Origin of the sequence: Acinetobacter sp. PC34 (assembly GCF_051789135.1) — a bacterium.
Lineage (GTDB): Bacteria > Pseudomonadota > Gammaproteobacteria > Pseudomonadales > Moraxellaceae > Acinetobacter > Acinetobacter johnsonii.
Genome location: NZ_CP196664.1, coordinates 1,492,976 through 1,517,305, shown reverse-complemented (window position 1 = coordinate 1,517,305; position 24,330 = coordinate 1,492,976). Strand labels below are relative to the sequence as shown.

Genomic DNA, 24,330 nt, shown 5'->3' with positions numbered 1-24,330 from the left:
CAACAAAAAAACATACCAATCGGTCGGTATGTTATTAAAATAGCAAAAATTAAACAAGGCTTTCTGCATACTTTTTTATTTTGTTTCAGTCGGCCTTGAGGTTTGCTTTATAAAATCAATGGTTCGATCAAAGGTGATCTGACTCGCTTGTTTGCTCATCATGAACTGATATTCATGCACCAAAAACTCCTTAGAGTCTGGATAAAAAGCCTCCGTGACTGCAACCTGATGCTGCTTCAACACCTCGACGAAAGGTAAAGACTGGCTATTGGTTAAAAAGTCTTTATTTCCTCCACTAATAAAGACAGGTGGATACTGTGGCGTAATATGCTCACTGGTTGAAATTGCCTTTAAAAAAGCTGCATCCTCTTTACGCTCTCCTGTATACGCTTGAACCAAGTTATAAACGCCCCATTCAATGAGCCTGAGTTCCTCAGGAGCGGTGTTTACAAAGCGATATAAGTCATAAATACCACAATGCAAAATTAGCCCTTTAAGCTGTTTCGGCTGAATGCTCGGCTTAAAATTGGATGCTTGAGCAAATGCGGGATTCGTCAAAAGCGCAGCATAATGACTGGCAATATTGGCTCCAGCAGAGTCTCCTGCTAGATACAGTTGGTTCGGGTTAATATGATACTGAGCAGCATTCAATTGTAAGAAATTCAGTGCATGATCGACTTGCTGTAACTGAGTGGGATAAATAGCCTCAGGTGCAAACTGATACTCTACCGAGACCACGTTAAAGCCTTGATTAGCTAAAAGCTTAAAATAACCTCGCGCATGCTCTTTTGAGCCCGAAACCCATCCGCCGCCATGAATCCAAACCACCGTGGGCACTGCGTTTAATTGTTCAATATTTTGGGGTTGATAGATGTCAACATTCAGCTCAGGACTAGCTTGATATGTAATATTATTGTGTACGATGACATCGGGAGGCGCAAAGCGATCTAGCATTTTCATTTGAATATTGGTTGCTGTGTTAAATGTACCCGCAATTAGTTTGGTGTTCTTTTCTACACTTTGACACGCGCTCAAAAGCACAATCATGAAAACAGTACTAAGTACTTTTATTATTGGTTGAAAAATCATACTGTTCGGCCCCATCCTTTTTTCAAATGATTCTAATACAGTCTCTATCACATCGCATGATTAAACAGATCTCATTTCAGCTTCATTTAAACACCAGAAGTATCTTTTAAAGAATATCGTATTAAATCTGAAACTTGAGTTTTTCACTCAAGATTTTGGACACGAAAATCAGCATTTTCTTGAATTATTTTCTTTTAATTTCATGAATTTTCAATTTTTAGCCCGATCAAAATTGAACATTTAATGGCAGTGTGTTATCAATAAATCAAGAACTAAATCTTATACAAAAAGGAGTCCCTCTGATGGCTTACCAACATATTTTAGTCCCTGTTGACGGTTCACAAATTTCTTTTTCTGCGGTTAAGCAAGCGGCTGAAATTGCCAAAGTTTTTGGCAGTCAACTTACATTGATTAGCTTAGTTGCTGAAGACCCTCTCAAAGATGCCGATTTTTACTATACCTCTCCAATCATGAAAGACTATTTCATACAAGCCTATAACAATGCTGAGAAAGCCCTTCAGGATGCGGTTCAAATTGCACAAGAACAAGGTGTAACAGCTCAGTCTAAAATCATTAAAGGTGAAGTCTCTGAAGATGCTGTGGTCGAAACAGCAACTTCACTGAAAAATGACCTGATTGTAATGGGTTCACATGGTCGCAAAGGCTTTCAAAAATTCCTATTAGGCAGCTTTGCTCAAGATGTTCTCAAATCTACTGAGCTCCCAGTTCTCATTGTTAAAGCTTAATCAACTATAACGCGTCTTTATGTGAGCTGATTTCGCATGTACTGCAAAATGATCCGCATAAAGACGTACCATTAAGGAGAAGATAATGAGCTACAAACACATTTTGGTTGCCGTCGATGAATCACCGATGTCTTATGCTGCTGTTGAACAAGCACTTGAGTTGGCCAAAGATTTAAATAGTCGCGTAACGCTCATGAGCGTGATTGCAGTCGATCCATTTGTCGGAGTCGACTTCTATAAAGTAGCACCAGCTATCACCGACTATTTTCTACATGCTGAAAAAGTCGCTCAAGACCGTTTAGCCGAAGTAAAGCTCTCATTTGACCGTGATGAAATTGAGGTGGATACCAAAGTGATCCGCGGCATCTCTCCTTCTGAAGGTATTATTCATGTGGCCGATGAAGTCGGTGCAGATCTGATTCTGATGGGCTCACATGGCCGTACAGGTTTTAAAAAGATGATGTTAGGTAGTGTGGCGCAAAATGTTCTAACGCAGTCTCCAATACCTGTGCTGATCGTAAAAGTTTAAGTATTGTTTTAAATAAAAAAGACTGCCGAAGCAGTCTTTTTTATTTGGCAGAACTCGTTCACTTCATTTGCTTTTACTAATCTGCTGATGCAAATTTTGCAAATAATGCTCTGCTGCCGACTGTTGCATAAAAGTTTTTTGAAATAAACCCGAAGCCTGATGGTTATGCGGACTATATTCAACATTGACTTGAAATGTTCCCAGTTCAGCACTTTTCGCAATACGAATAGCAATAATATGAACGGTATTTAAATAAAACCCATCTTCAATTTTAACTAACATATCTGTTTTTACACTCTACATGTTTGTCTGCCCAATAGCCTGTATACAGAAGCCGAAAAAATACAGAATATTGAGCTAATCATCTGTTATGCCATAACATTATACCCATAAAATGCGATTTATTTCACACTATTCACATGAATGTTCATTATTTATAAAAATACCAATGTGCACTCTTCATGCTGTCATTCTTCAGTTTACATAAAAAAAGCCAGTCTACTGACTGACTTTTTTTATGCGTAGATCAGTTAAATACTTAACATACTGCTTAAAGTTTCACTGACATTTTTAGATTTCACTTGTGGTTTTAAAGCCTCAAGCTTCGCTTTCACTTCGCTACGCTGTGGCTCTGCCAATGTGTACCAACGTGACAAAACCTGAAGTAAACGAGAGCCAACAATTGGGTTTTTCTCATCTAAATATTTTGCCAGCCCAATGAAATGATCCACACCAAAACTCCATGTGTTCACTGGGTTTGCATTTAAACCACCACTCACTGAACGAATGCGGTTCGGCACGCCCAAATCATAATCGGCATGTGAAGTGAGGTATTGAATGGTTTCCGTCGTAGCACAAGGATGTGCCGCTTGAAGTGTGAACCACTGATCTAGTGACAAAGCCTCATCTTTAAAACGTAGGTAAAAATCACGTAAAGCCGCTTCTGCTTGCGGTGCATCATTCCAAACCAAGACACGTAGTGCACCTAAACGTTCAGACATATTGCCTGTGGCTTCATATTGCTGATATGCCAGCTCAAAAGCACTTTCATCGCCTTGACGCGCCATCATACTAAGCATGATGTTTTTCAGCGCACGGACACCCATGGCTTGTGAAAACTCTTTTTGCAAATCTGGGTCTAAAGCCAAATAAGTGTCTTTACAGAACGCACCTAACTCACGTGCTAATTTTTCAATCAAAGCATTACGTTGTTCTTGAATCTTCGCTGGTTCGTAGTCAGTGTCGATACGACTACCTAAATAACCTTCACTTGGCACATCAAATAAACGTGATGCCAAGAGTGGATCTTGTTCAAAAAGATCTGGTAGCGTGTTTTTAATGGCTTGAATATAAATATGCGCATCATGACCATTGAGTAAAATACGCTCAAGCAGTGTTTGCGTTGCTTGCCATTGGTTAAAACCATTGGTTTCGTATTGAATCAGGAACGCCAACTCTTCATCGGTATAGTTAAATTCTAAGTTGACGGGCGCAGAAAAATTACGCAGTAATGACACGACAGGTTTCGTGCTTAAACCGCTAAACACAATGCTGGCTTGGTCTTGGTCAAAAAGATACACACCGTCTTTGACTGCATTTTCAAATAAACTGTCTGAGTTTAAAACCAATTGCTCACCTGTTGCAGCATCGAACAGTGCTAAAGCGACAGGAATTGGAACAGCTTTTAGGTTCGGATACTTAGGATGTGCTTTTAAACTTTGCTTAAAGTTTAAAGTATAGGTTTGCGCAGCAGCATCATAATGACCTTCCGCTTCTAACTTTGGTGTACCAGGTTGGTTATACCATGTTAAGAAATTGGATAAATCTACGCCTGAACCTGCGGTTAAAGCGGCTACCCAGTCTTCAACGGTCACAGCTTGACCATCATGGCGTTCAAAGTACTCATCAGTTCCTTTACGGAATTTTTCTTTGCCCAATAAGGTAGCCATCATGCGGTTAATTTCCGCACCTTTTTCGTAGACCGTTGCAGTATAAAAGTTATTGATTTCCACAAAATGATCAGGACGCGGTGGATGAGACAATGGGCCTGAATCTTCTGGGAACTGATGCGCTTTGAGTACCGCAACGTCATCAATACGTTGAACCGCAGCAGACTGCAAATCTTCTGAGAAAGATTGATCACGGAAAACCGTTAAGCCTTCTTTTAAACACAATTGGAACCAATCACGGCAAGTAATGCGGTTACCTGTCCAGTTATGGAAATACTCATGGGCAATTACCGACTGTACACGCATAATCGCGGCATCTGTCGTATATTCTTCATCCGCCAAAACACATGACGTATTAAAGATGTTTAGACCTTTATTTTCCATCGCACCCATGTTAAACGCACTGGTAGCCACAATCATATAGTTGTCTAAATCATAGGGACGACCATAGTGTTCTTCATCCCAACGCATTGAATGCTTTAAGGCTTCCATTGCAATATGACATTTCGGAATATCTTTTTCTTCGGCATAAATTTCTAAAGCCACATCACGGCCTTCCGAGGTCACATAACGGTCTTTTAAAACAGCCAAATCACCAATCACACAAGCAAACAAATACGCTGGTTTTTTGGTTGGATCTTGCCAAATGGTATAGTGACGACCTTCGCCTGCCTCGCCCGCTTCAATCAAGTTACCATTGGCAAGGAGCACTGGATATTTTTTATCGGCTTCTACACGTGTGGTGAAAACTGAAAGGACATCAGGACGGTCTGGGTAAAAGGTAATTTTACGGAATCCTTCAGGCTCATTTTGGGTAACAAACAAATCTGATGCGGCTTGGTATAAACCTTCAAGTTGTGTATTTGACTCAGGATGAATGATCACCGATGTCTCAAGCTTGATCTGATTTGGTGCATTACGAATCACCAACTGCTCTGCATCAAGCGCATATTGCTCTTGGCTAAGTTGCTGACCATTCAGCACTAAACTTTTCAGCTCTAAATCACGACCGAGTAAAACCAAATCACCCTCGGTTTGGCGCGTCAGCTCCAGTACAGCATCAACTTGGCTATGCTCATCATAGACTTGAATATCGAGGTGAATGCTGTCTACTAAAAAAGATGGTTTTTGATAGTCTTTTAAATAGACGGTTTGATCTGCTTCAATAATTGGATTTGCCGCAATATTCATGTCATGTCCTAATGCTATTGGTCTACAGCTTTATATTGTGTATGTTTTGATCATACGACAAGTTTGCCATACTGTCTGTGTATGTTGAATGATATTTATATGGGCACGTTGAACAGGCTTTTCAATTCTATTGTTCTTATCCCGCTCATATGACTGCACCAAGTGAATAAGAAACAGACAACTCCTCACATCGTGCCGTGCTTGTCTAGCAATATTTGCACCAGCCTTTAGACTTGCACAGTGCCATTAGCTCTCCGCCATTCAAACGCTGAGAAACTTAAAGACATCGATAAGATCTAAAGCCAGCTCTTTTCAAATATCCAACTTAATTTTCAAATCGGCTACATTTTGTGCACAGTTTTTGCTTGTATCTAAATATGCATAGCGCATGATAAAACTTAAGCAAAATAAAAGAGGTGTGAGATGTACTTAAAAGACCATATCGTCCGCGTCGAAAATATAAAAATGCTGCAAGCAATGCATGCTGCAAAAATTGATCATAAAGTCATTGCCCTGTTCATGAGCTGTGAAGGAATACCTTTACAAGCACACGATGTCAGTAGCATTTTAAATCACTACGACACACTAGGGAGCAAAAAGTTGCCGAGCAAAAAAGTTCAAGCCATGATTGAAGCTAAAAAACTAGGTATGGAAGATGACTCTCTACCTTGCCCCGTTTAAATTCTACTAGTCCAAAAAATACGGTGCATGCCGTATTTTTTTTGCCCTATATTCGCCACTGCGTTGCTTCACCCATCTAGCGTTTACAAAGCACCTCTACTTGTTCAATTACACTGCAATTTACAACGCCTTTCTGAAATTTTAGCGTGTATAATTTGAGAAAATCCTGAGTTTCAAATTCATCTTATGTCGCTTCAAATTTTGCACAAACAACTTGATGAGAGCACGCCTTGTCCACTTTGTCAGGCGGCCATGTTTTGGGTGGATGCTGAACAATACGACAAAGAAATTAACTTTCATGAATGTAGCCACTGCCAACATCGTGTTTTTAGCAATTCCAATCTAAATTGCCACTGCGACAGTTGTTTAGCCCAGCGCAAAAAAATATTGAAAGAAACTCGTCAGCAAGAACAGCATAAAACCAAAACCAAGGACATTTATGAGTTTGAACTGGGTCAACTCAGTTTTATGCATAAATTATTTTTATTGGCCCTGTTAGATGGCTACGCACAAGAACATACACAGCATCAAGAGTTTATTGATTGGGAACAGATCAAATATTTTAGTGTCACCCCCAATTATCTATTTCAAAATAGTCTCGTCAAACAACTGGTAAAAGAACAAATCCTCGTTGCCAAAGATTTTGCCAGTGAAGTCCATCAGTATTATATTAATGTGCGTTTGGACGGCTACTCTGAACCCAGCCTATTTAGTGTTACGCAGCAGTTACGCTATTGGTTTTATGAAAACCTTAGCCTTGGTGTGCCTTTTAAGACCGCGGATGAAGTCAAAAATGCCTTGTACCAATTGCTCTATCAGGAAATTATCCAATTTATGCAGTTTTACTGTCGTACTTGGGGCATTCAAATTGCAGGAAATAACAGTTTCCAAGTGTTTTGTTATCGTTTACTCGATGTACTCGCGGTCGGACAAATTTATTATTTAATCCAAACTGCATTGGAGTATTTATATGAACGTAAAGCCTTACAACCCAGAAATGAAAACTTTATTAACACCAACTTACTGAAAAAAACTCTACAACAATACCGTGAACGCAGTGTGGCTGAAAAATGGGAAACATCAACTCTGCCTCGACCACATAACCTACCATTCAGCAAAATGAGCGAAGTCTTATTTTTCCGATTTTTAGGCTATGACGAAGCCATTTTCTTTCAGCCTGTCTCTCGTTCATGGCAAAAAATTGAACCACGTTTAAGTTTCTACTCACAAAAACGCTGTATGTACTGCGGTTCAAATGAGCTCACCGTAGATTATGATGCCGACCAATATGTGACTTTATTTTGTCGCAAATGTAAGCATCAAGACCACTATTTCACCAAATAAGGGCATCCACTATGACCCAGCTTTTAGACCTGTCCTTGCTTAACACAAAACAATCGATTCAAGACCAAACCGATGTCTTGGTGGCATATGTTGCTGAAGCTTGGACTGCCCTGCAAACGCAACAACCTTTGGTACAATGTATCACCAACAGTGTGGCTGCCAACTATGCAGCCAATGTTTTATTGGCTGCAGGCGCCTCACCTGCCATGATTGATAATCCCTTTGAAGCTGAAAGTTTCACACGCATTAGTGCAGCGCTCAGTATTAATCTAGGTACGCCAACCTCTGAACAAATGCAAGCCATGCAAATCTCGGCACAAACCGCGCAGCAGCAAAACATTCCGTGGGTATTAGACCCTGTGGGATATGGGCCGTTTTTAAAGTGGCGCTCTGAAATGGTGAATCAGCTGTTAGCTTTTCAACCCACGGTTATTCGTGGAAATGCATCTGAAATCAGCACACTTGCGGGAAACCAGATCGAAACCAAAGGCGTTGATAGTACTGCAAGCAGTGCTGATGTTTACCATCAAGCAAAAACACTTTTAGCGCAGGCTGAAGTCATTGCCATTTCTGGTGAGTCTGACTATATTCTCTCCAAACAACTTGATGCTGTAATCCAAGTCAATGGTGGTTCACATTTACAACCCAAAGTTACTGCTACAGGTTGTGCCCTTGGTGCATTAATTGCAGCCTATAGCGCAGTCACCAATCCTGTCATTGCAGCGCTGTCTGCGCATGTCCACTTTGCCATTGCTGGGCAGCTTGCATATGCCCGAAGCCAAAGCACAGGAAGTTTTAATGTAGCGTTTATGGATCACATTCATCAAATGAAAGCTGAAACCATTTATAAATATGCGGATATACAGCTTATCCGTACCTCAGCCTAAATAAAGTATGGCGAGAGTTTCTGCTTAGGTAACTTCTCGCCCTAAAAGCACGTTCATCGCCGCTTCTAGCAGAGTCAGCACATCTAATTTACAGATACACATTAAACCCATACCAATAAAATAATCAGGCGTATGTTGCATATAAAAGTTGATATGACGACTGGCTCGATTTCGAAGCCGAATCAATTGTTCAGGCGTGGTCTGCGGCAGTACACAAGGATGCACAAACACATCCTCACTGCGCTGTTGCACATTCACATGACGGTTTTGCATTAGATCAAGAACCTGTAAGTAATCCTTAGGCATTGGCACTTCTGCACGCGGATAAAAGCGTTTTGAACGTGAAGCAAACAGCCGATATACTTTTGGCTGCATCAAACTCGAAACAAACCATAACTGACGCGTGGGATATTTTAAACGATAACCCAAGGTCACTCGAATTGCGGATAAAAGTGTTCTGTTTTGATTTCGGTAATCAGGTAAAAAAGCTGCACGCGAGCTAAGAATATATAAAGGTTGATGCGCTGTCTTAAGCTTCAATATAGCAATAATATTTTGCCCAACTATTTTTCCGCGATGATAAAAACGAATAATTGGTAATGCCACTACATCAGGGTTATATACTAATTGATGTAGTTCTTCTTGGATTGCATTTGGGAAAATTTGTCGATCAAAAGTTTCAAGCTCTTCAAATAGAACTTGTTTTTTCTCTACTGAAAGCTTTTTAAAATCAACGACCTTTTCCATAAGTTGCATGAAGTATTTCCGTTCTTATTTTGATCACTTGTTTTACTGCTATAGTCTAAATGCAATGCTTTGATAACCATAGGGATAGAAACAAGCTGTCTTCACCAAACAGGTAATTTCAAGTACGCAATACGACAACCCAATTGCGGGCATAGAATAACTGCTTTTTATTTAAGTGCATAGCGCTTATTTTATAAGCAGAAAAAATGCCAGCACAAAGCTGGCATTTTTTCTCACAATCTATTATTGCAATGATTAAGCAGTACGATAGCTAATATTCACGGTCTTAATTCGGTTTGAATCCAACTCAAGCACTTCAAAGTGAACACCACGGTAGTCCAGTTGAGTCCCAACGTGTACATCACCATGAGTTTTATCTAGGATTAAACCGGCAACACTAATATAGCCCGCATCTTCTTCAACCAAATCGATCATCCCAAGTTCCAGTTCAAGCTGATATAAATCCAGCATGCCTGTCGCCTTCCACGTCTGATCATCAACCTTCACCAAATCAAGTTGCTCATCGGCATCGGGAAATTCACCAGCAATCGCTTCAAATACGTCAAGCGGTGAAACAAGGCCCTGCACATTACCAAACTCATCGCTCACCAAAACCAATGAACCTTTAGACGTTCTTAACGTATTAATCGCATCAATGACTTTCATTTTTTCAAAAATGTAAATTGGACGATGACGTTTGATCAGGTCTTTCAATTGCTCTTCATCATCTAAGACATCGAGCAATTCTTTGGCGCGCGCAATGCTGATCACTTTATCCAAGCTACCGCGGCACACTGGAAATAAACTGTGCGGCACAGACAGTACCTGTTCACGAATTTTCTCAGGTGAATCATCAAGATTGACCCACGAAATTTGACTACGCGGTGTCATGATCGACGCGACCGAACGTTCAGCCAATGTCAATACACCGCCAATCATATAACGTTCTTCATCCGCAAAAGTTTCTTGTGCTTGAAGCTGATCAGGGTCTTCAGCTTGGAGCTTGCCACCCATGAGTTTTAAAATAGAATCCGCAGTACGATGACGTAGTGGAATTTTCGCTTCATGTTTTGCCGCATTACGCTCACCAAACTGGTTAAAGGCTTCAATCGCAATGGCAACACCAATACCCGAATAGATATAACCTTTAGGAATGTGGAAGCCGAAACCTTCCGCAATCAGGCTGATACCAATCAAGAGTAAGAAGCTTAAACACAAGATGACCACAGTCGGATGACGGTTTACAAAAGTCATTAATGGTTTCGACGCCAACAGCATGACCACCATGGCAACGACCATAGCCACCATCATCACATTAATGTTGTCGACCATACCAATCGCGGTAATCACCGAATCCAGTGAGAACACCGCGTCAAGGATCACAATCTGTGCCACAACTGCGGTGAAACCTGCGTAGACCACATTGGTGGTCAGCTTAACTTCGGGCTTACCTTCAATTTTTTCATGCAATTCGGTAACGGCTTTATAGACTAGGAACAAGCCACCAAATAAAAGAATGAGATCTCGCCCAGAGAATGTCCAATCTAAGACAGTAATCAGCGGTCGAGTCAACGTGACTAACCAAGTAATGATAAACAACAAGCCCAAGCGCATTAAAAGTGCAAGCGACAGACCAATGACACGCGCTTTATCACGTTGCTCAGGAGGAAGTTTTTCGGCCAAAATGGCAATAAAGACTAGGTTATCAATACCTAAAACAATTTCTAATATAATAAGTGTAAGTAAACTTACCCATATTCCCGGATCTAATAAAAATTCCATTATTTTATTACCCCAGAATTATGTTTCTGTTTTAAAAGCATAGACCTGCACGGCGACGGATCCATATTTATGACCTGTTCAACTAAAGATGAAATAATTATGCCTGAGATATTTGGCTTGTAATAATTTTTTTATAGTTTTTAACAAAATTTTAATATTCGACCACTTATTATGCAAAAAATACATAAAAATATCGAAATCTCTGTTCGAAATTTTGTCACTTAATGCCAATTGTCGCATTCAATAAAGATTAGACGCGGCGGTCACTTTTTAGTTTTTCTAATTAAACGCACCTTAAAACAAAAAGCAAACAATTGTTTTTATTAAATTATTTATTTTAATAATAATTAAAAAACATCAATTTACTACATTTATGGCTCCTATGAATGACACTTTTTGTTAAAAACGCTAGTTCACAAATCCATTTTTTTCACTAAAATGAAACACGACCAGCATTATTGTAAGATTGGTCAGTTGCTCGAACCAAGGATGTACGGATTGATAGTCCGATCAAAATAATCGAAGACAGGATTCATCGCTATGAACAATGAAAAAGCATTGACCTTCAGTAAGACGTCAAAGATGCTTGCGAATACTAGCTATGAAGGCGTATATCTGCATTTAGACTCCTCATTTGATCAGCATCAAGTTAAAGTTCTGGTTTCGCATAATAACCAAAAGTTTGAAATGCACTTGCCTATCGTTCTACAGGACGGTTTTCCGATGGCTAAACTTTCTTTGGATTCTCACCAGAATGCTGAAGTCGAAGATGAAGTTGTACAATTTGCGCAAAGTATTGTGAGCTTCCATCAGGATAAAGACAGTTATGCCCTGTCTCTTCTAAACAGCCACGCTTAAATTTTCTTGATTACTGGCCAAGGTTATCCATTAACAAATTTCGTTTATGGTGATAAATCCAGTAATTTTGTATTGATAAGTGTATGAGTGTTCACATAAAATGTGTTCAAATGATCTATAAAATAAAAATACGATTCACGGGGAATCCGTCACATGACCAAAAAGTACAGTAAGTTCCTACCAGGTTCTGAAGATTTTTCTTTAGAAAGTTTTCCATTTTACTGGGTAACACAAGTACATGCACAGTATGTACTCAATGTCGATCACGCTTTAAAAAAGTATGGTTTAGATAACTCACGTCGTCGTATTTTACTAGCTCTAGATTCAAAGCCACATGCCAGTGTTTCTGATTTATCTGACATGGTGGTCTCTAAAATGTCGACAACCACCAAAATTGTTTATCGTTTAAAAGATGAAGGATTGGTTGAAACTTATTCTTGTGAAGACGATGCTCGTATCACCCGCGTCCTTCTCACCGAAAAAGGTGTTGAAATGACCAATAAGATTAATGATCTCACCAGTGTTGTGCTTGAGCAATCATTTGAAGGCTTAACACCTTTGCAAATTGAAAAAATGATGGAAAGCTTAAAACACGTGTTTAAAAATTTAGCTCGCTAAACCGCTTAAAAGTCGAAAAAGTTGAGTTGGGGACTCTCTTTTTCGACTTTTATTTTCGGCACATGTGAACATTCAAACTCTTTAACAGGAAAGCCTTGTACAAAGGATTGAATATTTGGTGATTTCCAGCTGAGCCACTCCTCTAAGCGTTGATGTGGAATCACGATTACTGAACGCTTCACATCACCCGGCTCATGAAACTCCCGCATCATTGGGTGGTCTATAGCATCCATTGTAAGCATGGTTGCTGAAGGCACTACCTCGCCTGCTATACGACAGATTTCATAAAGTGCAGCAACAAATATCACTTGCCCATCCTGTCGTCTGACACCCCATCTCTGTGGCTTTTGTTCTATATATTTTGACTCATAAAATTCAAAAACTGGGATCACCCCAAACTGATATTTGGAAGTCGCTTCAATAAAACTGGCCTTTTGCAGAAGTGTCTCACTTCGAGCATTATAGGTTTTGCTTGCAATATTCTTATCTTCGGCCCATTTCGGTATTAAACCAAAATGTACCTTACACCACTCAAATCCTAAATTTGATTTGAACAATAAAGGCAACTCATAACCAGGATAGACTTCTTCGACATAATCAAAAGGAATTTCAGGGAGACCAAACTGTTGTACTTGAGCAAGGGTTAGAGGTTTAAAATTAGCGCACATGGATTTTCATCCAACTTGATGGTTAACAATAGTATGACGAGCTTTATATAATGAATTGTATAAGGCTTTTATCCGCAGCGTCTAGCTGAAATACTTGTTTAGCCCTATGCTTAAACCCATTCATAGCTCTAAGCAAGCGCCAATCTATAGATCACTATTACCCAAAATTAAATCAGTCTTATTGTTTTCCTCTAAGGATAGAGTACGACTTATTTCGTCCAATAAAAAAGCCTCCGAAGAGGCTTTTTTAGATTTACAGATTAGTCACCTGTATAACCTTTTAACTTCAAGCGTGCAGCATGCAGAAGTGGCTCTGTATAACCTGATGGCTGCTCACCACCTTTAAACACTAAGTCATACGCTGCTTTATATGCATAACCATCGAAGCTTGGTGCCATAGGCGTGTAAAGCGGATCGTTTGCGTTTTGTTCATCAACGATTTTCGCCATACGCTGCATCACTTCTTCAACTTGCGCCGCAGATACGATGCCATGACGTAACCAGTTTGCAACGTGTTGAGATGAAATACGTAAAGTTGCACGGTCTTCCATTAAACCCACGTTATTGATGTCTGGAACTTTCGAACAACCTACACCCAAGTCAACCCAACGCACAACATAACCCAAGATCCCTTGAAGGTTATTTTCAAGCTCTTTGGTTTTCTCTTCTTCAGTCCAGTTGGTATCTGTCGCTAAAGGTGGTGTTAACAAATCATCTAATGATAAAGGCTCTGTATTCAATAATTCTTTTTGACGCTCAGACACGTTGCATTGGTGATAGTGAATCGCATGAATGACAGCACCAGATGGAGAAGGAACCCATGCACAGCTTGCGCCCGCTTCTGGATGTTCAATCTTGGTTTTGTACATGTCTAAAAGCATATCTGGTTTTGGCCACATGCCTTTACCAATTTGTGCTTTACCACGTAAGCCCGCTTGAAGACCGATCATCACGTTACGGTTTTCATATGCTGGGAACCAAATTTGTGATTTCACTTCGCCCTTACGAACGAATGGACCTGCTTCCATAAAGGTATGGATTTCATCTCCAGTACGGTCCATGAAACCCGTGTTAATGAAGATCGTACGGTCTTTCGCTTGAGCAATACAGTTTTTCAAGTTTACAGAAGTACGACGTTCTTCATCCATGATACCGATTTTTAAAGTTTTTGCAGGCAAGCCAAGCGCTTGTTCTGAACGCTCAAACAACTCAACAGCAAAAGCAACTTCTTCAGGACCATGCATTTTAGGTTTTACGATGTACATTGAACCTTTACGAGAGTTCTTGTTTTCGTTTTCACCTTTAATGTCTGCAAAAGACAATAGCGGAGTAATTAATGCATCCATGATACCTTCGTAAATTTCAGCACCATCTACCAAGATCGCAGGGTTGGTCATTAGGTGACCCACGTTACGAAGAAGCATCAATGAACGGCCATGAAGTTTCGTTTCACCACCGATCAAGTTTTTGTGTGTACGGTCTTTATTCAAAGTACGCGTAACAGTTTTACCATTTTTCTCGATAGACTCTGAAAGTGTACCCTTCATCAAACCTAACCAGTTACGGTAGCCTTCAACTTTCTCTTCTGCATCTACAGCAGCGATCGAATCTTCTAAGTCTTGAATTGTGGTTAAAGCAGACTCAAGTACTAAATCTTTTACGCCAGCCGCATCTGTTTTACCAATTGGGCTGTTTGCATCAACTTCAATCACAACGTGTAGGCCGTTGTTTAAAAGTACGATTTCTGTTGGAGCAGATTCTTCGCCATTGAAACCAACAAATTGTGCTTCTTTATCCAAAGTCGATGTCGAACCGTCTTTTAACGTCACAACTAGCTTTTTGCCTTCAACTGCATATTTTGTCGCATCAGCATGCGAACCATTCGCTAATGGGAAGGTTTCATTTAAGAAGTTTTTAGCAAATGCAATAACTTTGTCGCCACGCACAGGGTTATAGCCTTTACCTTTTTCCGCGCCACCGTCTTCTGGGATCACATCAAAACCGTAAAGTGCGTCGTATAAAGAGCCCCAACGAGCGTTTGCAGCATTTAAGCAGTAACGTGCATTACGCACAGGTACTACCAATTGCGCACCAGCCAATAATGCGATTTCTTCATCTACATTTTCTGTGCTGATTTGGAAATCTTCTACTTCTGGTACTAAGTAGCCAATTTCAGTAAGGAAAGCTTTGTAAGCTCCAAGTTCAAATTTGTTGTTGCGGTGCCATTCATCGATCTTCGCTTGAATGTCGTCACGCTTAGCCAATAGTGCTTTGTTCTTTGGGCTAAGATCGACAACGACTTGTTCAAAGTTTTTCCAGTAAGTTTCACTGTCCAAACCTGAACCTGGAAGTGCTTCATTTTCGATGAAATCGTAAAGTTCTTTAGCAATCGCTAACTTGCCTTTTTGAATACGTGCAGTCATTGTCTTTCCTGATATTGCTACTTTTTATACAAGAGATTCTAGTATACCGATTTAAACTTGGCTGAATAGTAATATCACTGTGCGAAATAGTGATCATTTTTTATTTAATAAAGTATACAAACTACCAAATAAAATACTGCTCAAGGCACAAGCATTATCAATTTACAAAATGCTCTTTAGTAGTTTATTAAGTTTTTGAAATGCCGAAATTAGACTTAAGTGCAGTTTTGTATATTTTTTACACTTAAAACCAATATTCTCCCTATTTTCAATCCTGATTAAGCCATGATTATTCAAAAAAGTCGATAAATTAATCGATGAAAATGCACATAAAAAAAGCACCCTTTTGGGTGCTTATATTTTTAAATTTCTTCTTGTTGTTTACTTGCTTCAGCTTGTATTTGTCGATGTGCTTCATTCAAGTAATCATCTGATTGCATTTCCAATAAACGTGAACGCGTGCGTTCAATTTCAAAGGCTAATTTATCACCAGAGTACAATTCAATAATTGTATCTTCTGAGGTTAAAATCAGTTTTACCCCACGGTCATAAAACTCATCGACCAGATAAATAAAACGACGTGTGCCTTCAGAAAGATAATCGGTCAAATGCGGAACATTACTCACCAACACCGTATTATAAATATTTGCAATTTCGATAAAGTCAGCAGGACTACGTGGTTTTAAACACAGCTCTGAATACTCACACCATAAAACATCTTCAGTATGACCGACCGTTTCTACAATACGATTATTAATAATAATCGGCTCATCTGAAATGTTTTGAGTCTGTGTCAATGCGCTAAAACGCTGTGCGATCCAGCGTTGGTGCTCATGTGTTAAAGGTGATTTAAAGAGTTGCGCTTGCTTTAAAACACGCAAACGGTAGTCCACGCCTGCATCTACATTTAAAATCACACACTGCTGCTTCACCATTTCAATGGTTGGAATGAAACGATCACGGTGAATGCCGTTTTTATATAAACCATCTGGCGCAATGTTTGAGGTTGCCACCAAGGTAATGCCACGTGCAAAAAGCTTTTGGAACAAATCACTAAGAATCATGGCATCCGTCACATTCGAGACGAAGAACTCATCGAAACAAATGACCACTGCTTCTTTATAAATTTGATCTGCAACCGCATCTAAAGGGTTACGCTGACCTGAAAGCTTGTTGAGCTCACGATGTACATGTTGCATAAAATGGTGAAAGTGCATCCGTGTTTTACGACGAAATGGAATTGAGTCATAAAACTGATCCATCAACCATGTTTTACCACGACCTACACCACCCCACATATATACACCACGGGGAGAAGTTTGACGGCGGAAACGACGGAATGCTTTTTTAGATGCCTTAAAACGTTGAATTAATTCATGCCATACGCGATCCAGCTCATGAACGGCCTGAGCTTGTGCCTCATCAGACATGAACTGCCCGGATGCTAAGGCTTGAGCATAACGCTCTGCAGGAGATAAGGGACTGAATGCGGTAGGTGAATTAAAATCTGACATATCATTTAATACTGTTTTTAGGCTATATCAATTATAACGGAGTGGAAAAGTTAATATATAACACTTTGGCATAATTATGCTTAGGCTATTTCCCATATTGTCGTGGACTGTAACCAAACCACCGTTTAAATGCATGATTAAAGGCTGCAGGCTCCGAGTAACCCAATAACTCTGCAATCATTTCAATGGAATATTCCTGATATTCCATTAAATGTAGTGCACGGTCTTTCATTAATTGCTCACGAATTTGTTTATAACTGCTATTTAACTGTTGCAACTGGTGTCTTAAGGTTCGCTCTGGCAAATTCAACGCTTGTGCGGTTTCAGCCATGGTCGGCAGTAAACCACGTTGTAACTCCAAATAATCCTGTACCCGCTGAATCAGACTCGGCTGTTCTGCCGTTTCTTCCAAACGTTGTAATTCCACCTGACATTTGCCTGCATAAACGTTAAATGTCATCAAATCTGCTGAGGGAATTGGTACATTTAAAACCCATTCATCAAACCAAAATTCAGCTTGCTGCGTACCAAAACTGACTTGCTGACCATAAACCTGCTGGTAGAGCGCCAGTTTTTTCGCATCATCAGGTCGTGCAACAGGTAAAGTAATTCGAATCTCAGGCATTTCCAGCCCAATCATCTTATAAATATCTTGTAAAAACTTATAGGTTCCCGCTATTTCAGAATGTGCACGCAACTGTCCCACAGGTGTTTGCAAGTCTCGTGGTAGATAACACAGTGCGACTTGATCATTTTGTTTTTTTAAACCCAATAAGCCACTCAAATGTGTCAAACTTTGATAGCGAATACCCTGTTCTAACGCGGTATGTGTCGTTGGACTGGTCATCAATAACATCAGTAAAGGGCCATATCCTGCCAAGACATAATGCTGACCAATGAACAAGCCTTGCTCAGGCTCAATATCCTCTGCAATGATTTTCAAAATATCCCACTCTAGAGCAGGATGGATGATCGCATTCGGATCAAGCGACTCCACACGTAAGCCAATGCTTTGTAACTTTTGATCGACTGCGACTCCTGCTTTACGCATTCCTTGAATCAAATACATCAAGCCAAGTACAGAACGTTTCATAATCAATTAAAAGCAAAATATTGGCCTATGTTTTACTACAGCCACCTAGCGTACAACAATTGCCGAATCTATCAATTTTCTTGTCAGGGCTATCATAGACCTTCTGGATAGTTGCTCTACAATAAAGTAAAACAAAAAGGAAAAACAAATGCAGGCAGCAAATTCAACACCCCCGCAGGTAAAAATCGCCATTATTGGTGCAGGCTTTGGTGGTTTAGCGATGGCTATTCGCCTTTTGCAAAATAATATTCGTGATTTTGTAATTTTGGAAAAAGCCAGTGAAATAGGTGGCACATGGCGTGAAAACCAATATCCGGGCGCTGCTTGTGATGTACAGTCACATCTCTACTCCTTGTCTTTTTCACCCAAGACCGACTGGTCTAAACGTTATGCTGAAGCACCTGAAATTTATCAATACATGCAAACACTTACCGCTGAGCATCAATTGCAGCCTTATATCCGCTTTCACACCGAAGTCAGTGCTGCACATTACTTAGATAATCAGTGTTTATGGCAACTCACCCTTAATCAAAATGAAACTCTGACCGCTCAATTTGTCATTTTCGCATCTGGTCCACTGCATGTACCACAAATTCCACATATTGCGGGCATCAAGAAGTTTAAGGGCAAAGTTTTCCATTCATCACAGTGGGATCATAACTATGACCTCAGCAATAAAAATGTTGCCTCTATTGGCACTGGGGGAAGCGCGATTCAATATATTCCTGAAATTGCAGAAAAAGTGAAACAACTTTACGTACTACAAAGGACAGCAGCATGGGTTATTCCTCGGGATGAACGTCGTTATTTACCCATTGAGAAAACACTGTTTAATCGATTTGATTGGTTTCGAAAAATTCATCGAGCTCGTCTGTATTGGACAAATGAATCTCGTGTAGTTCCCATTATGAAACCACAGGTCATGAAATATGCACAAAAACTAGCAGAAACGTATATTCACCATCAAGTCAAAGATCCTGAAACCGCAGATAAGTTAATTCCCAACTATATTATGGGTTGTAAACGCATCCTGGTCTCCAACAAATATTATCCAAGCTTCAACCGTAAAAATGTGGAGTTGGTTACCAATGATATTTTGGAATTAACTGAGGACAGTATCATCACCAAAGATGGAAAAAAGCGTGCAATTGACTGCCTCATCTATGGTACAGGTTTTGTGACTGACCCTCGTATTTATCTTAAATCCTTTAGCTGCACAGGGCTGAATCATATTGAGCTTACAGACGCATGGCAAGATGGGGCCGAAAGTTACTATGGAATTAGCACCAAAGGTTTCCCAAACTTATTTCAGCTTTTAGGGCCCAATACAGTCTTAGGTCATAACTCAGTTATTTTTATGATTGAGTCACAAGTAAATTACATTCTACAGCTCATCGAGATGACAGAAAAAACCCAATCTCAAGCAATCGTTGTGAAAGCAGATACTCAAGACCAATTTAATCACCATGTACAAAGTCAATTTACAGATACCATTTGGCAATCTGGCTGTGTCAGCTGGTATCAACAAGCGGACGGGAAAAATTTCTCTTTATGGCCCAGCTATACATGGAAGTATTGGCTAAAAACACGAAAAGCCAATCCAGCAGACTATCGTTTTTTAAATTCTAAGCAAGATAGTCAAGCAATAAATTAAGATCGCGGTCATAATAAGTTAGTATTTTTTCACACTTTATTTGACATGCAATCGTTTTGGTTGATTTTTCAGCTTCTTATTTGTTTAGCACTTGGATTTGTTTTGGCGCGTCGTTTACCCAAATGGCTTGAACGACTTGCCTTTCAAATCCTACCCTATTTTACGTATATTCTCTTAATCGCAATTGCGATTGAGTTTTCAACGACTTTGCATAGCATTGCCGAACCTTGGCAGATACTCAATCATGCAGCGCTTTTAGCAGTTATGACCAGTATCGGTGCTTTTATCTGTTGTTACATATTATTTAAACTTTTAGGCTACCAACCGAGTCATGGCAAAGTATACATGAGCCTTGTGAGCAAATCATTAATCAATATCAGTTATGCATTTATCGCACTGGCCTTGGGTTATGGTTTGGCAGAGCTATCTTCAAGTTTCGGCTATATGCTTCATATCAGCACATGGAACTTGTTACTGGTTTTCATGTTCCTGATCGGGCTTGATTTAGCCTATTCCCCACTAGATCGCTCATGGTTGAACTGGCAAATCCTGCTCGTTCCACTTGGTTGTATTCTAGGTTCAATTATCGGGGCGTTTGTAACTGGCTATTTTGTGCCGAGCATTCAACTAAAAGATCTGATTATGTTGTCTCAAGGTTATGGTTTCTACTCCATGACTGGCATTGTGGTCACGGAGTTAAAGAATGCACATTTAGGCAGTATTGCTCTGATGAATGATTTGTTCAGAGAAATTTTTGCGATTGTGTCTATGTACATCATTGGCTGGCGTTACCCTCGCTCTGCGATTTCATCTGCAGGAGCTACAGCAATGGATGTCACCCTTCCGATGGTCAAACAAGCCTGTGGGAATGACTTTATTCCACATGCCATGGTGAGCGGTTTCATCCTGTCAGTTTTGGCACCGATTGTCGTCAGTGTATTGGCGGCTCTGTAAAGCATGGTGCTCTATTCAATTCTGTCTTTTTATTTTGCTATTGCCACTTCGCTCACCAACAATTCTTTTTAAAATTTAATCCATAAAAAAGCCTTTCAAATGAAAGGCTTTTTAGATTTCTAGATGCTTAAAGCGTCGCTAAAATATCTTTGAGCATCTGACATGGGTTTGCAGACTGTGTAATTGGTCGACCAATCACTAGATGTGTTGCACCGTCTAACATTGCCTGTTTTGGCGTTACGATACGCTTTTGGTCATCAGCACTTGAGCCCTCAGGGCGAATGCCCGGTGTTACCAATGCAAACTCTGAACCCAAAGCCTCACGCAGCATTTTTGCTTCTTGCGCTGAACATACCACACCATCTAAACCACTATCTTTAGTCAGTTTTGCTAAACGTTTGACTTGTTCAAATGGTTCAATATCCAGACCAATATCAGCTAAGTCTTCACGGCCCATTGAGGTTAACACCGTTACTGCAATTAGTTGAGTGTTATAGTTGCCAGCCTTTAAGCGCTCAACGCAGGTTTCCATCATTTTACGGCCACCTGAAGCATGGACGTTTACCATCCAAACACCCATATCTGCAGCAGCACATACCGCTTGCGCAGTCGTATTTGGAATATCGTGAAATTTTAGATCTAAAAAGACTTCAAAGCCTTCACCATGTAAAGCTTTAACAATAGATGAGCCTTCATGGGTAAATAATTCTTTACCGACTTTTACACGGCATAATTGAGGGTCTAATTGCCCAGCAATCGTCATTGCGTCATAATGACTTTTTGCGTCTAAGGCAACAATAATACTCATGGGGAGACCCTTCAAACTCACAAAATTATGGCATTATACGGATTAAGCCCAAAACGACCAAGACTATTTTTCTAAAAACTATTTAAAATTTAAACTAAGTTCTTTATTCATATACTTTTTATATAGTTATCAATATATTAAAGCACAATAAAAAACGCCTTTGGCTATATATCCAAAGGCGTTTAAATCAAACTTGCTTCAATACTTCTAAGATAAAAACCTTAATTCATATTGTGGCTTAAAGCGGTGTAGATGGACGATCATTAGGATTGATATCTAACACCGTTTTCTCATGTCTTGTATGTGCTGCAGCTTCAGCAGCAGCCAGCTGAGCGGATTGAATCTGCTCTTTACGAAGGTGATCAATGTCTTTACGTAGTCGCTTAATTTCCCAACCTTTCTGGAATACACGAAATACCTGAACACCAATTAACAAACCCAACACAATTCCTAAAGCCATTGTCAATAATAACAATAGACCTAAACGCATTGCTGGAACCTGTATAAACAACAGATCAACGGTTAGCTCAGTTCCGTTTTGTAGTACCAAAGCTAGGCAGTAGCCAAACAGTACAATTAATAATGCGAATAATACGTAACGCATAAGCACCCCAATAAATTTTATTCGCCTGCAGTCTCGTTTACTGCATCACGTAATGCTTTACCTGGTTTGAAATGTGGAACAGCTTTAGCAGCCACTTCTACCGACTTACCCGTTTTAGGATTACGCCCAACACGAGGCTCACGGTGATGGAGTGCAAAACTACCAAAACCACGAATTTCAATACGATTATCTGAAGACAAAGATGCAATCATTTGATCAATCATAATCTTAACAGCTTCTTCCACTAATGGCTCTGCTAAGTGCGGGTTTTTAAGAGAAATACGCTCTATTAAGTCAGACTTATTAAGTGCTTCAGTAGTCATCTGCGACCTCTTTAATTATCAAGCTACCTTGTAGATAGATTGATAATAACCTGTTTAAATACAAAACGGTAGCGTAATAAGTGAATACTACGCTACCGTTTATTGTATTTGTGTAAAAAGTATTAGTTAACTTACATTAACAATACAATTCAAACATCTACTTAGTTGCCCATTTGAGCTTTGATCAAATCACCAATAGTCTTAGGACCATTGTCTTGACCAGTAGTTGCTGTCTTCAAGTTAGCAACTGCTTCTTTCTCTTCAGCTTCGTCTTTCGCTTTGATAGACAAGTTGATAGAGCGAGATTTACGATCTACGTTGATGATTTTCGCTTCAACTTCTTGACCAACTTCAAGGAACTTAGTTGCATCTTCAACGCGGTCGCGGTTGATTTCAGATGCTTTAAGAGTCGCTTCAACTTCGTCAGCTAACTTAAGTGTTGCGCCACGAGCGTCAACAGCAGTTACAGTACCTTTTACAAGTGCACCGCGTTCGTTAGCAGCTAAGAAATCGTTGAACGGATCGCTGTTCATTTGCTTAATGCCAAGGCTGATACGGTTGCCTTCAGCGTCTACAGACAAGATAACCGCTTCAACTGTGTCACCCTTCTTGTAACGACGGATAGCTTCTTCGCCTTGTTCGTTCCAAGAAATGTCAGACAAGTGAACTAGACCATCGATACCGCCTGGTAAACCGATGAAGATACCGAAGTCAGTGATTGACTTGATCGTACCTGAAACTTTTTCACCTTTGTCGTGATTCTTAGCAAACTCTTCCCATGGGTTAGCACGAGTTTGTTTGATACCAAGAGAAATACGACGACGCTCTTCGTCAACTTCAAGAACCATAACATCAACTTCATCACCAATCTGAACAACTTTAGATGGGTGGATGTTTTTGTTCGTGTGGTCCATTTCAGAAACGTGTACTAAACCTTCAACGCCTTCAGCGATTTCTGCGAAACAGCCGTAGTCAGTTAAGTTAGTTACGCGAGCTTTAACGATTGAACCTTTAGGGTAACGGTTCATGATCGCTAACCATGGATCTTCGCCTAATTGCTTAAGACCTAAAGATACGCGGTTACGTTCTTTGTCAAACTTAAGTACTTTAACAGTAACTTCTTGACCAACTTCAACAACTTCTGATGGGTGCTTGATACGCTTCCAAGCCATGTCAGTGATGTGAAGAAGACCATCAATACCGCCAAGGTCAACGAATGCGCCGTAGTCAGTAAGATTTTTGATAGTACCAGTAACTGTTTGACCTTCTTCAAGCTGAGCAAGAAGAGCTTCACGGTCAGCTGAAGATTCAGCTTCCATAACAGCACGACGAGATACAACAACGTTGTTACGTTTAGCATCAAGTTTGATTACTTTAAATTCTAACTCTTTACCTTCTAAGTGAGTAGTATCACGAATAGGACGAGTATCAACTAAAGAACCTGGAAGGAACGCACGAACTGGACCGATGTCAACAGTGAAACCGCCTTTAACTTTACCAGAGATAACACCAGTAACGATTTCGCCGTCTTCAAAGATTTTTTCAAGTTTAGTCCAAGTTTCAGCACGTTTCGCTTTTTCACGTGATAAAACTGTTTGACCCATGCCGTTGTCAAGCGCTTCAACAACAACATCAACAGTGTCGCCAACTTGAACTTCAAGTTCGCGTTGTTCATTTAAGAATTCAGCGCGGTCAACAATACCTTCTGATTTAAGGCCAGTGTCAACTGTTACCCAATCAGAATCGATGTTTACTACAACGCCTTGGATGACAGCACCCTTTTCAACGTTGAGGTTTAATTCGCTTTCTTCAAAGAGGGCTGCAAAAGATTCGGTCATGATATACCTGATAAAGTCAGCGGTCTTGGA

General features: G+C 40.0%; 22 protein-coding genes. 9 read left to right on the top strand and 13 right to left on the bottom strand.

All coding sequences use genetic code 11. The features are described 5' to 3' along the window. Positions 1 to 75: 75 nt before the first annotated feature. Positions 76 to 1,089, bottom strand: coding sequence for an alpha/beta hydrolase (locus ACSC9N_RS07370; protein WP_010326834.1), 1,014 nt, complete (start codon positions 1,087 to 1,089; stop codon positions 76 to 78). Between the two features lie 302 nt (positions 1,090 to 1,391). Between ACSC9N_RS07370 and ACSC9N_RS07365 the strand changes: the two genes are divergently transcribed. Both ACSC9N_RS07365 and ACSC9N_RS07360 read left to right on the top strand, forming a co-directional pair. Continuing rightward, the gene (locus ACSC9N_RS07365) at positions 1,392 to 1,835 is read left to right on the top strand and encodes a universal stress protein (protein ID WP_010326835.1); all 444 of its coding nucleotides are present in this window, start codon (positions 1,392 to 1,394) and stop codon (positions 1,833 to 1,835) included. A gap of 85 nt (positions 1,836 to 1,920) precedes the next feature. Further along, a complete protein-coding gene (locus tag ACSC9N_RS07360) occupies positions 1,921 to 2,364 on the top strand; it encodes a universal stress protein (RefSeq protein ID WP_004696899.1) in 444 nt (147 codons plus the stop codon). A 63-nt stretch (positions 2,365 to 2,427) separates the two neighbouring features. Here the strand turns inward: ACSC9N_RS07360 and ACSC9N_RS07355 are convergent, their stop codons facing one another. Further along, the gene (locus ACSC9N_RS07355; RefSeq protein ID WP_010326836.1) at positions 2,428 to 2,646 is read right to left on the bottom strand and encodes a hypothetical protein; all 219 of its coding nucleotides are present in this window, start codon (positions 2,644 to 2,646) and stop codon (positions 2,428 to 2,430) included. Between the two features lie 248 nt (positions 2,647 to 2,894). Then, positions 2,895 to 5,504: an aminopeptidase N gene (gene pepN, locus ACSC9N_RS07350; protein WP_010326837.1), complete on the bottom strand. Its 2,610-nt coding sequence runs from the start codon at positions 5,502 to 5,504 to the stop codon at positions 2,895 to 2,897. A 423-nt stretch (positions 5,505 to 5,927) separates the two neighbouring features. Here pepN and ACSC9N_RS07345 point away from each other — a divergent pair, with 423 nt between their 5' ends. The 3 genes from ACSC9N_RS07345 (at position 5,928) to thiM (ending at position 8,416) form a co-directional block, all read left to right on the top strand. Then, the gene (locus ACSC9N_RS07345) at positions 5,928 to 6,185 is read left to right on the top strand and encodes a hypothetical protein (protein WP_005401172.1); all 258 of its coding nucleotides are present in this window, start codon (positions 5,928 to 5,930) and stop codon (positions 6,183 to 6,185) included. 186 nt (positions 6,186 to 6,371) lie between these two features. Next, complete coding sequence (locus tag ACSC9N_RS07340) at positions 6,372 to 7,529, top strand: hypothetical protein (RefSeq protein WP_439036128.1); 1,158 nt, start codon at positions 6,372 to 6,374, stop codon at positions 7,527 to 7,529. A gap of 11 nt (positions 7,530 to 7,540) precedes the next feature. Next, a complete protein-coding gene (gene thiM / locus ACSC9N_RS07335; RefSeq protein WP_005401170.1) occupies positions 7,541 to 8,416 on the top strand; it encodes a hydroxyethylthiazole kinase in 876 nt (291 codons plus the stop codon). Between the two features lie 24 nt (positions 8,417 to 8,440). Here thiM and ACSC9N_RS07330 read toward each other — a convergent pair whose 3' ends face one another. Then, positions 8,441 to 9,172, bottom strand: coding sequence for a hypothetical protein (locus ACSC9N_RS07330; protein WP_005401169.1), 732 nt, complete (start codon positions 9,170 to 9,172; stop codon positions 8,441 to 8,443). 246 nt (positions 9,173 to 9,418) lie between these two features. Then, the gene (locus ACSC9N_RS07325) at positions 9,419 to 10,945 is read right to left on the bottom strand and encodes a TerC family protein (RefSeq protein WP_010326838.1); all 1,527 of its coding nucleotides are present in this window, start codon (positions 10,943 to 10,945) and stop codon (positions 9,419 to 9,421) included. Positions 10,946 to 11,485: 540 nt separating this feature from the next. Here ACSC9N_RS07325 and ACSC9N_RS07320 point away from each other — a divergent pair. Next, a complete protein-coding gene (locus ACSC9N_RS07320) occupies positions 11,486 to 11,803 on the top strand; it encodes a hypothetical protein (RefSeq protein ID WP_010326839.1) in 318 nt (105 codons plus the stop codon). Positions 11,804 to 11,956: 153 nt separating this feature from the next. Next, positions 11,957 to 12,421: a MarR family winged helix-turn-helix transcriptional regulator gene (locus ACSC9N_RS07315; RefSeq protein ID WP_004696885.1), complete on the top strand. Its 465-nt coding sequence runs from the start codon at positions 11,957 to 11,959 to the stop codon at positions 12,419 to 12,421. Between the two features lie 5 nt (positions 12,422 to 12,426). On the opposite strand, the gene ACSC9N_RS07310 is transcribed toward ACSC9N_RS07315, so the two are convergent. From ACSC9N_RS07310 to ACSC9N_RS07295, 4 genes are all read right to left on the bottom strand, one after another. Beyond that, the gene (locus ACSC9N_RS07310) at positions 12,427 to 13,089 is read right to left on the bottom strand and encodes an SOS response-associated peptidase family protein (RefSeq protein WP_010326840.1); all 663 of its coding nucleotides are present in this window, start codon (positions 13,087 to 13,089) and stop codon (positions 12,427 to 12,429) included. Positions 13,090 to 13,349: 260 nt separating this feature from the next. After that, entirely contained in the window at positions 13,350 to 15,512 is a 2,163-nt protein-coding gene (locus ACSC9N_RS07305; protein ID WP_010326841.1) for a malate synthase G, read from the bottom strand. 362 nt (positions 15,513 to 15,874) lie between these two features. After that, the gene (gene zapE / locus ACSC9N_RS07300; RefSeq protein ID WP_010326842.1) at positions 15,875 to 17,026 is read right to left on the bottom strand and encodes a cell division protein ZapE; all 1,152 of its coding nucleotides are present in this window, start codon (positions 17,024 to 17,026) and stop codon (positions 15,875 to 15,877) included. A gap of 85 nt (positions 17,027 to 17,111) precedes the next feature. After that, positions 17,112 to 18,119, bottom strand: a complete 1,008-nt coding sequence (locus ACSC9N_RS07295) for an AraC family transcriptional regulator (protein WP_010326843.1) — start codon at positions 18,117 to 18,119, stop codon at positions 17,112 to 17,114. A 148-nt stretch (positions 18,120 to 18,267) separates the two neighbouring features. Here ACSC9N_RS07295 and ACSC9N_RS07290 point away from each other — a divergent pair, with 148 nt between their 5' ends. Further along, a complete protein-coding gene (locus ACSC9N_RS07290; protein ID WP_010326844.1) occupies positions 18,268 to 19,773 on the top strand; it encodes a flavin-containing monooxygenase in 1,506 nt (501 codons plus the stop codon). Positions 19,774 to 19,818: 45 nt separating this feature from the next. Further along, positions 19,819 to 20,727, top strand: coding sequence for a lysine exporter LysO family protein (locus tag ACSC9N_RS07285; RefSeq protein WP_010326845.1), 909 nt, complete (start codon positions 19,819 to 19,821; stop codon positions 20,725 to 20,727). 127 nt (positions 20,728 to 20,854) lie between these two features. On the opposite strand, the gene pyrF is transcribed toward ACSC9N_RS07285, so the two are convergent. From pyrF to rpsA, 4 genes are all read right to left on the bottom strand, one after another. Further along, a complete protein-coding gene (pyrF, locus tag ACSC9N_RS07280) occupies positions 20,855 to 21,535 on the bottom strand; it encodes an orotidine-5'-phosphate decarboxylase (RefSeq protein WP_004984814.1) in 681 nt (226 codons plus the stop codon). Between the two features lie 238 nt (positions 21,536 to 21,773). Next, entirely contained in the window at positions 21,774 to 22,139 is a 366-nt protein-coding gene (locus ACSC9N_RS07275) for a lipopolysaccharide assembly protein LapA domain-containing protein (RefSeq protein WP_004696867.1), read from the bottom strand. A 17-nt stretch (positions 22,140 to 22,156) separates the two neighbouring features. After that, positions 22,157 to 22,462, bottom strand: coding sequence for an integration host factor subunit beta (locus ACSC9N_RS07270; protein ID WP_004696865.1), 306 nt, complete (start codon positions 22,460 to 22,462; stop codon positions 22,157 to 22,159). Positions 22,463 to 22,623: 161 nt separating this feature from the next. Beyond that, positions 22,624 to 24,300, bottom strand: coding sequence for a 30S ribosomal protein S1 (rpsA, locus tag ACSC9N_RS07265; protein WP_004696863.1), 1,677 nt, complete (start codon positions 24,298 to 24,300; stop codon positions 22,624 to 22,626). Positions 24,301 to 24,330: the final 30 nt, after the last annotated feature.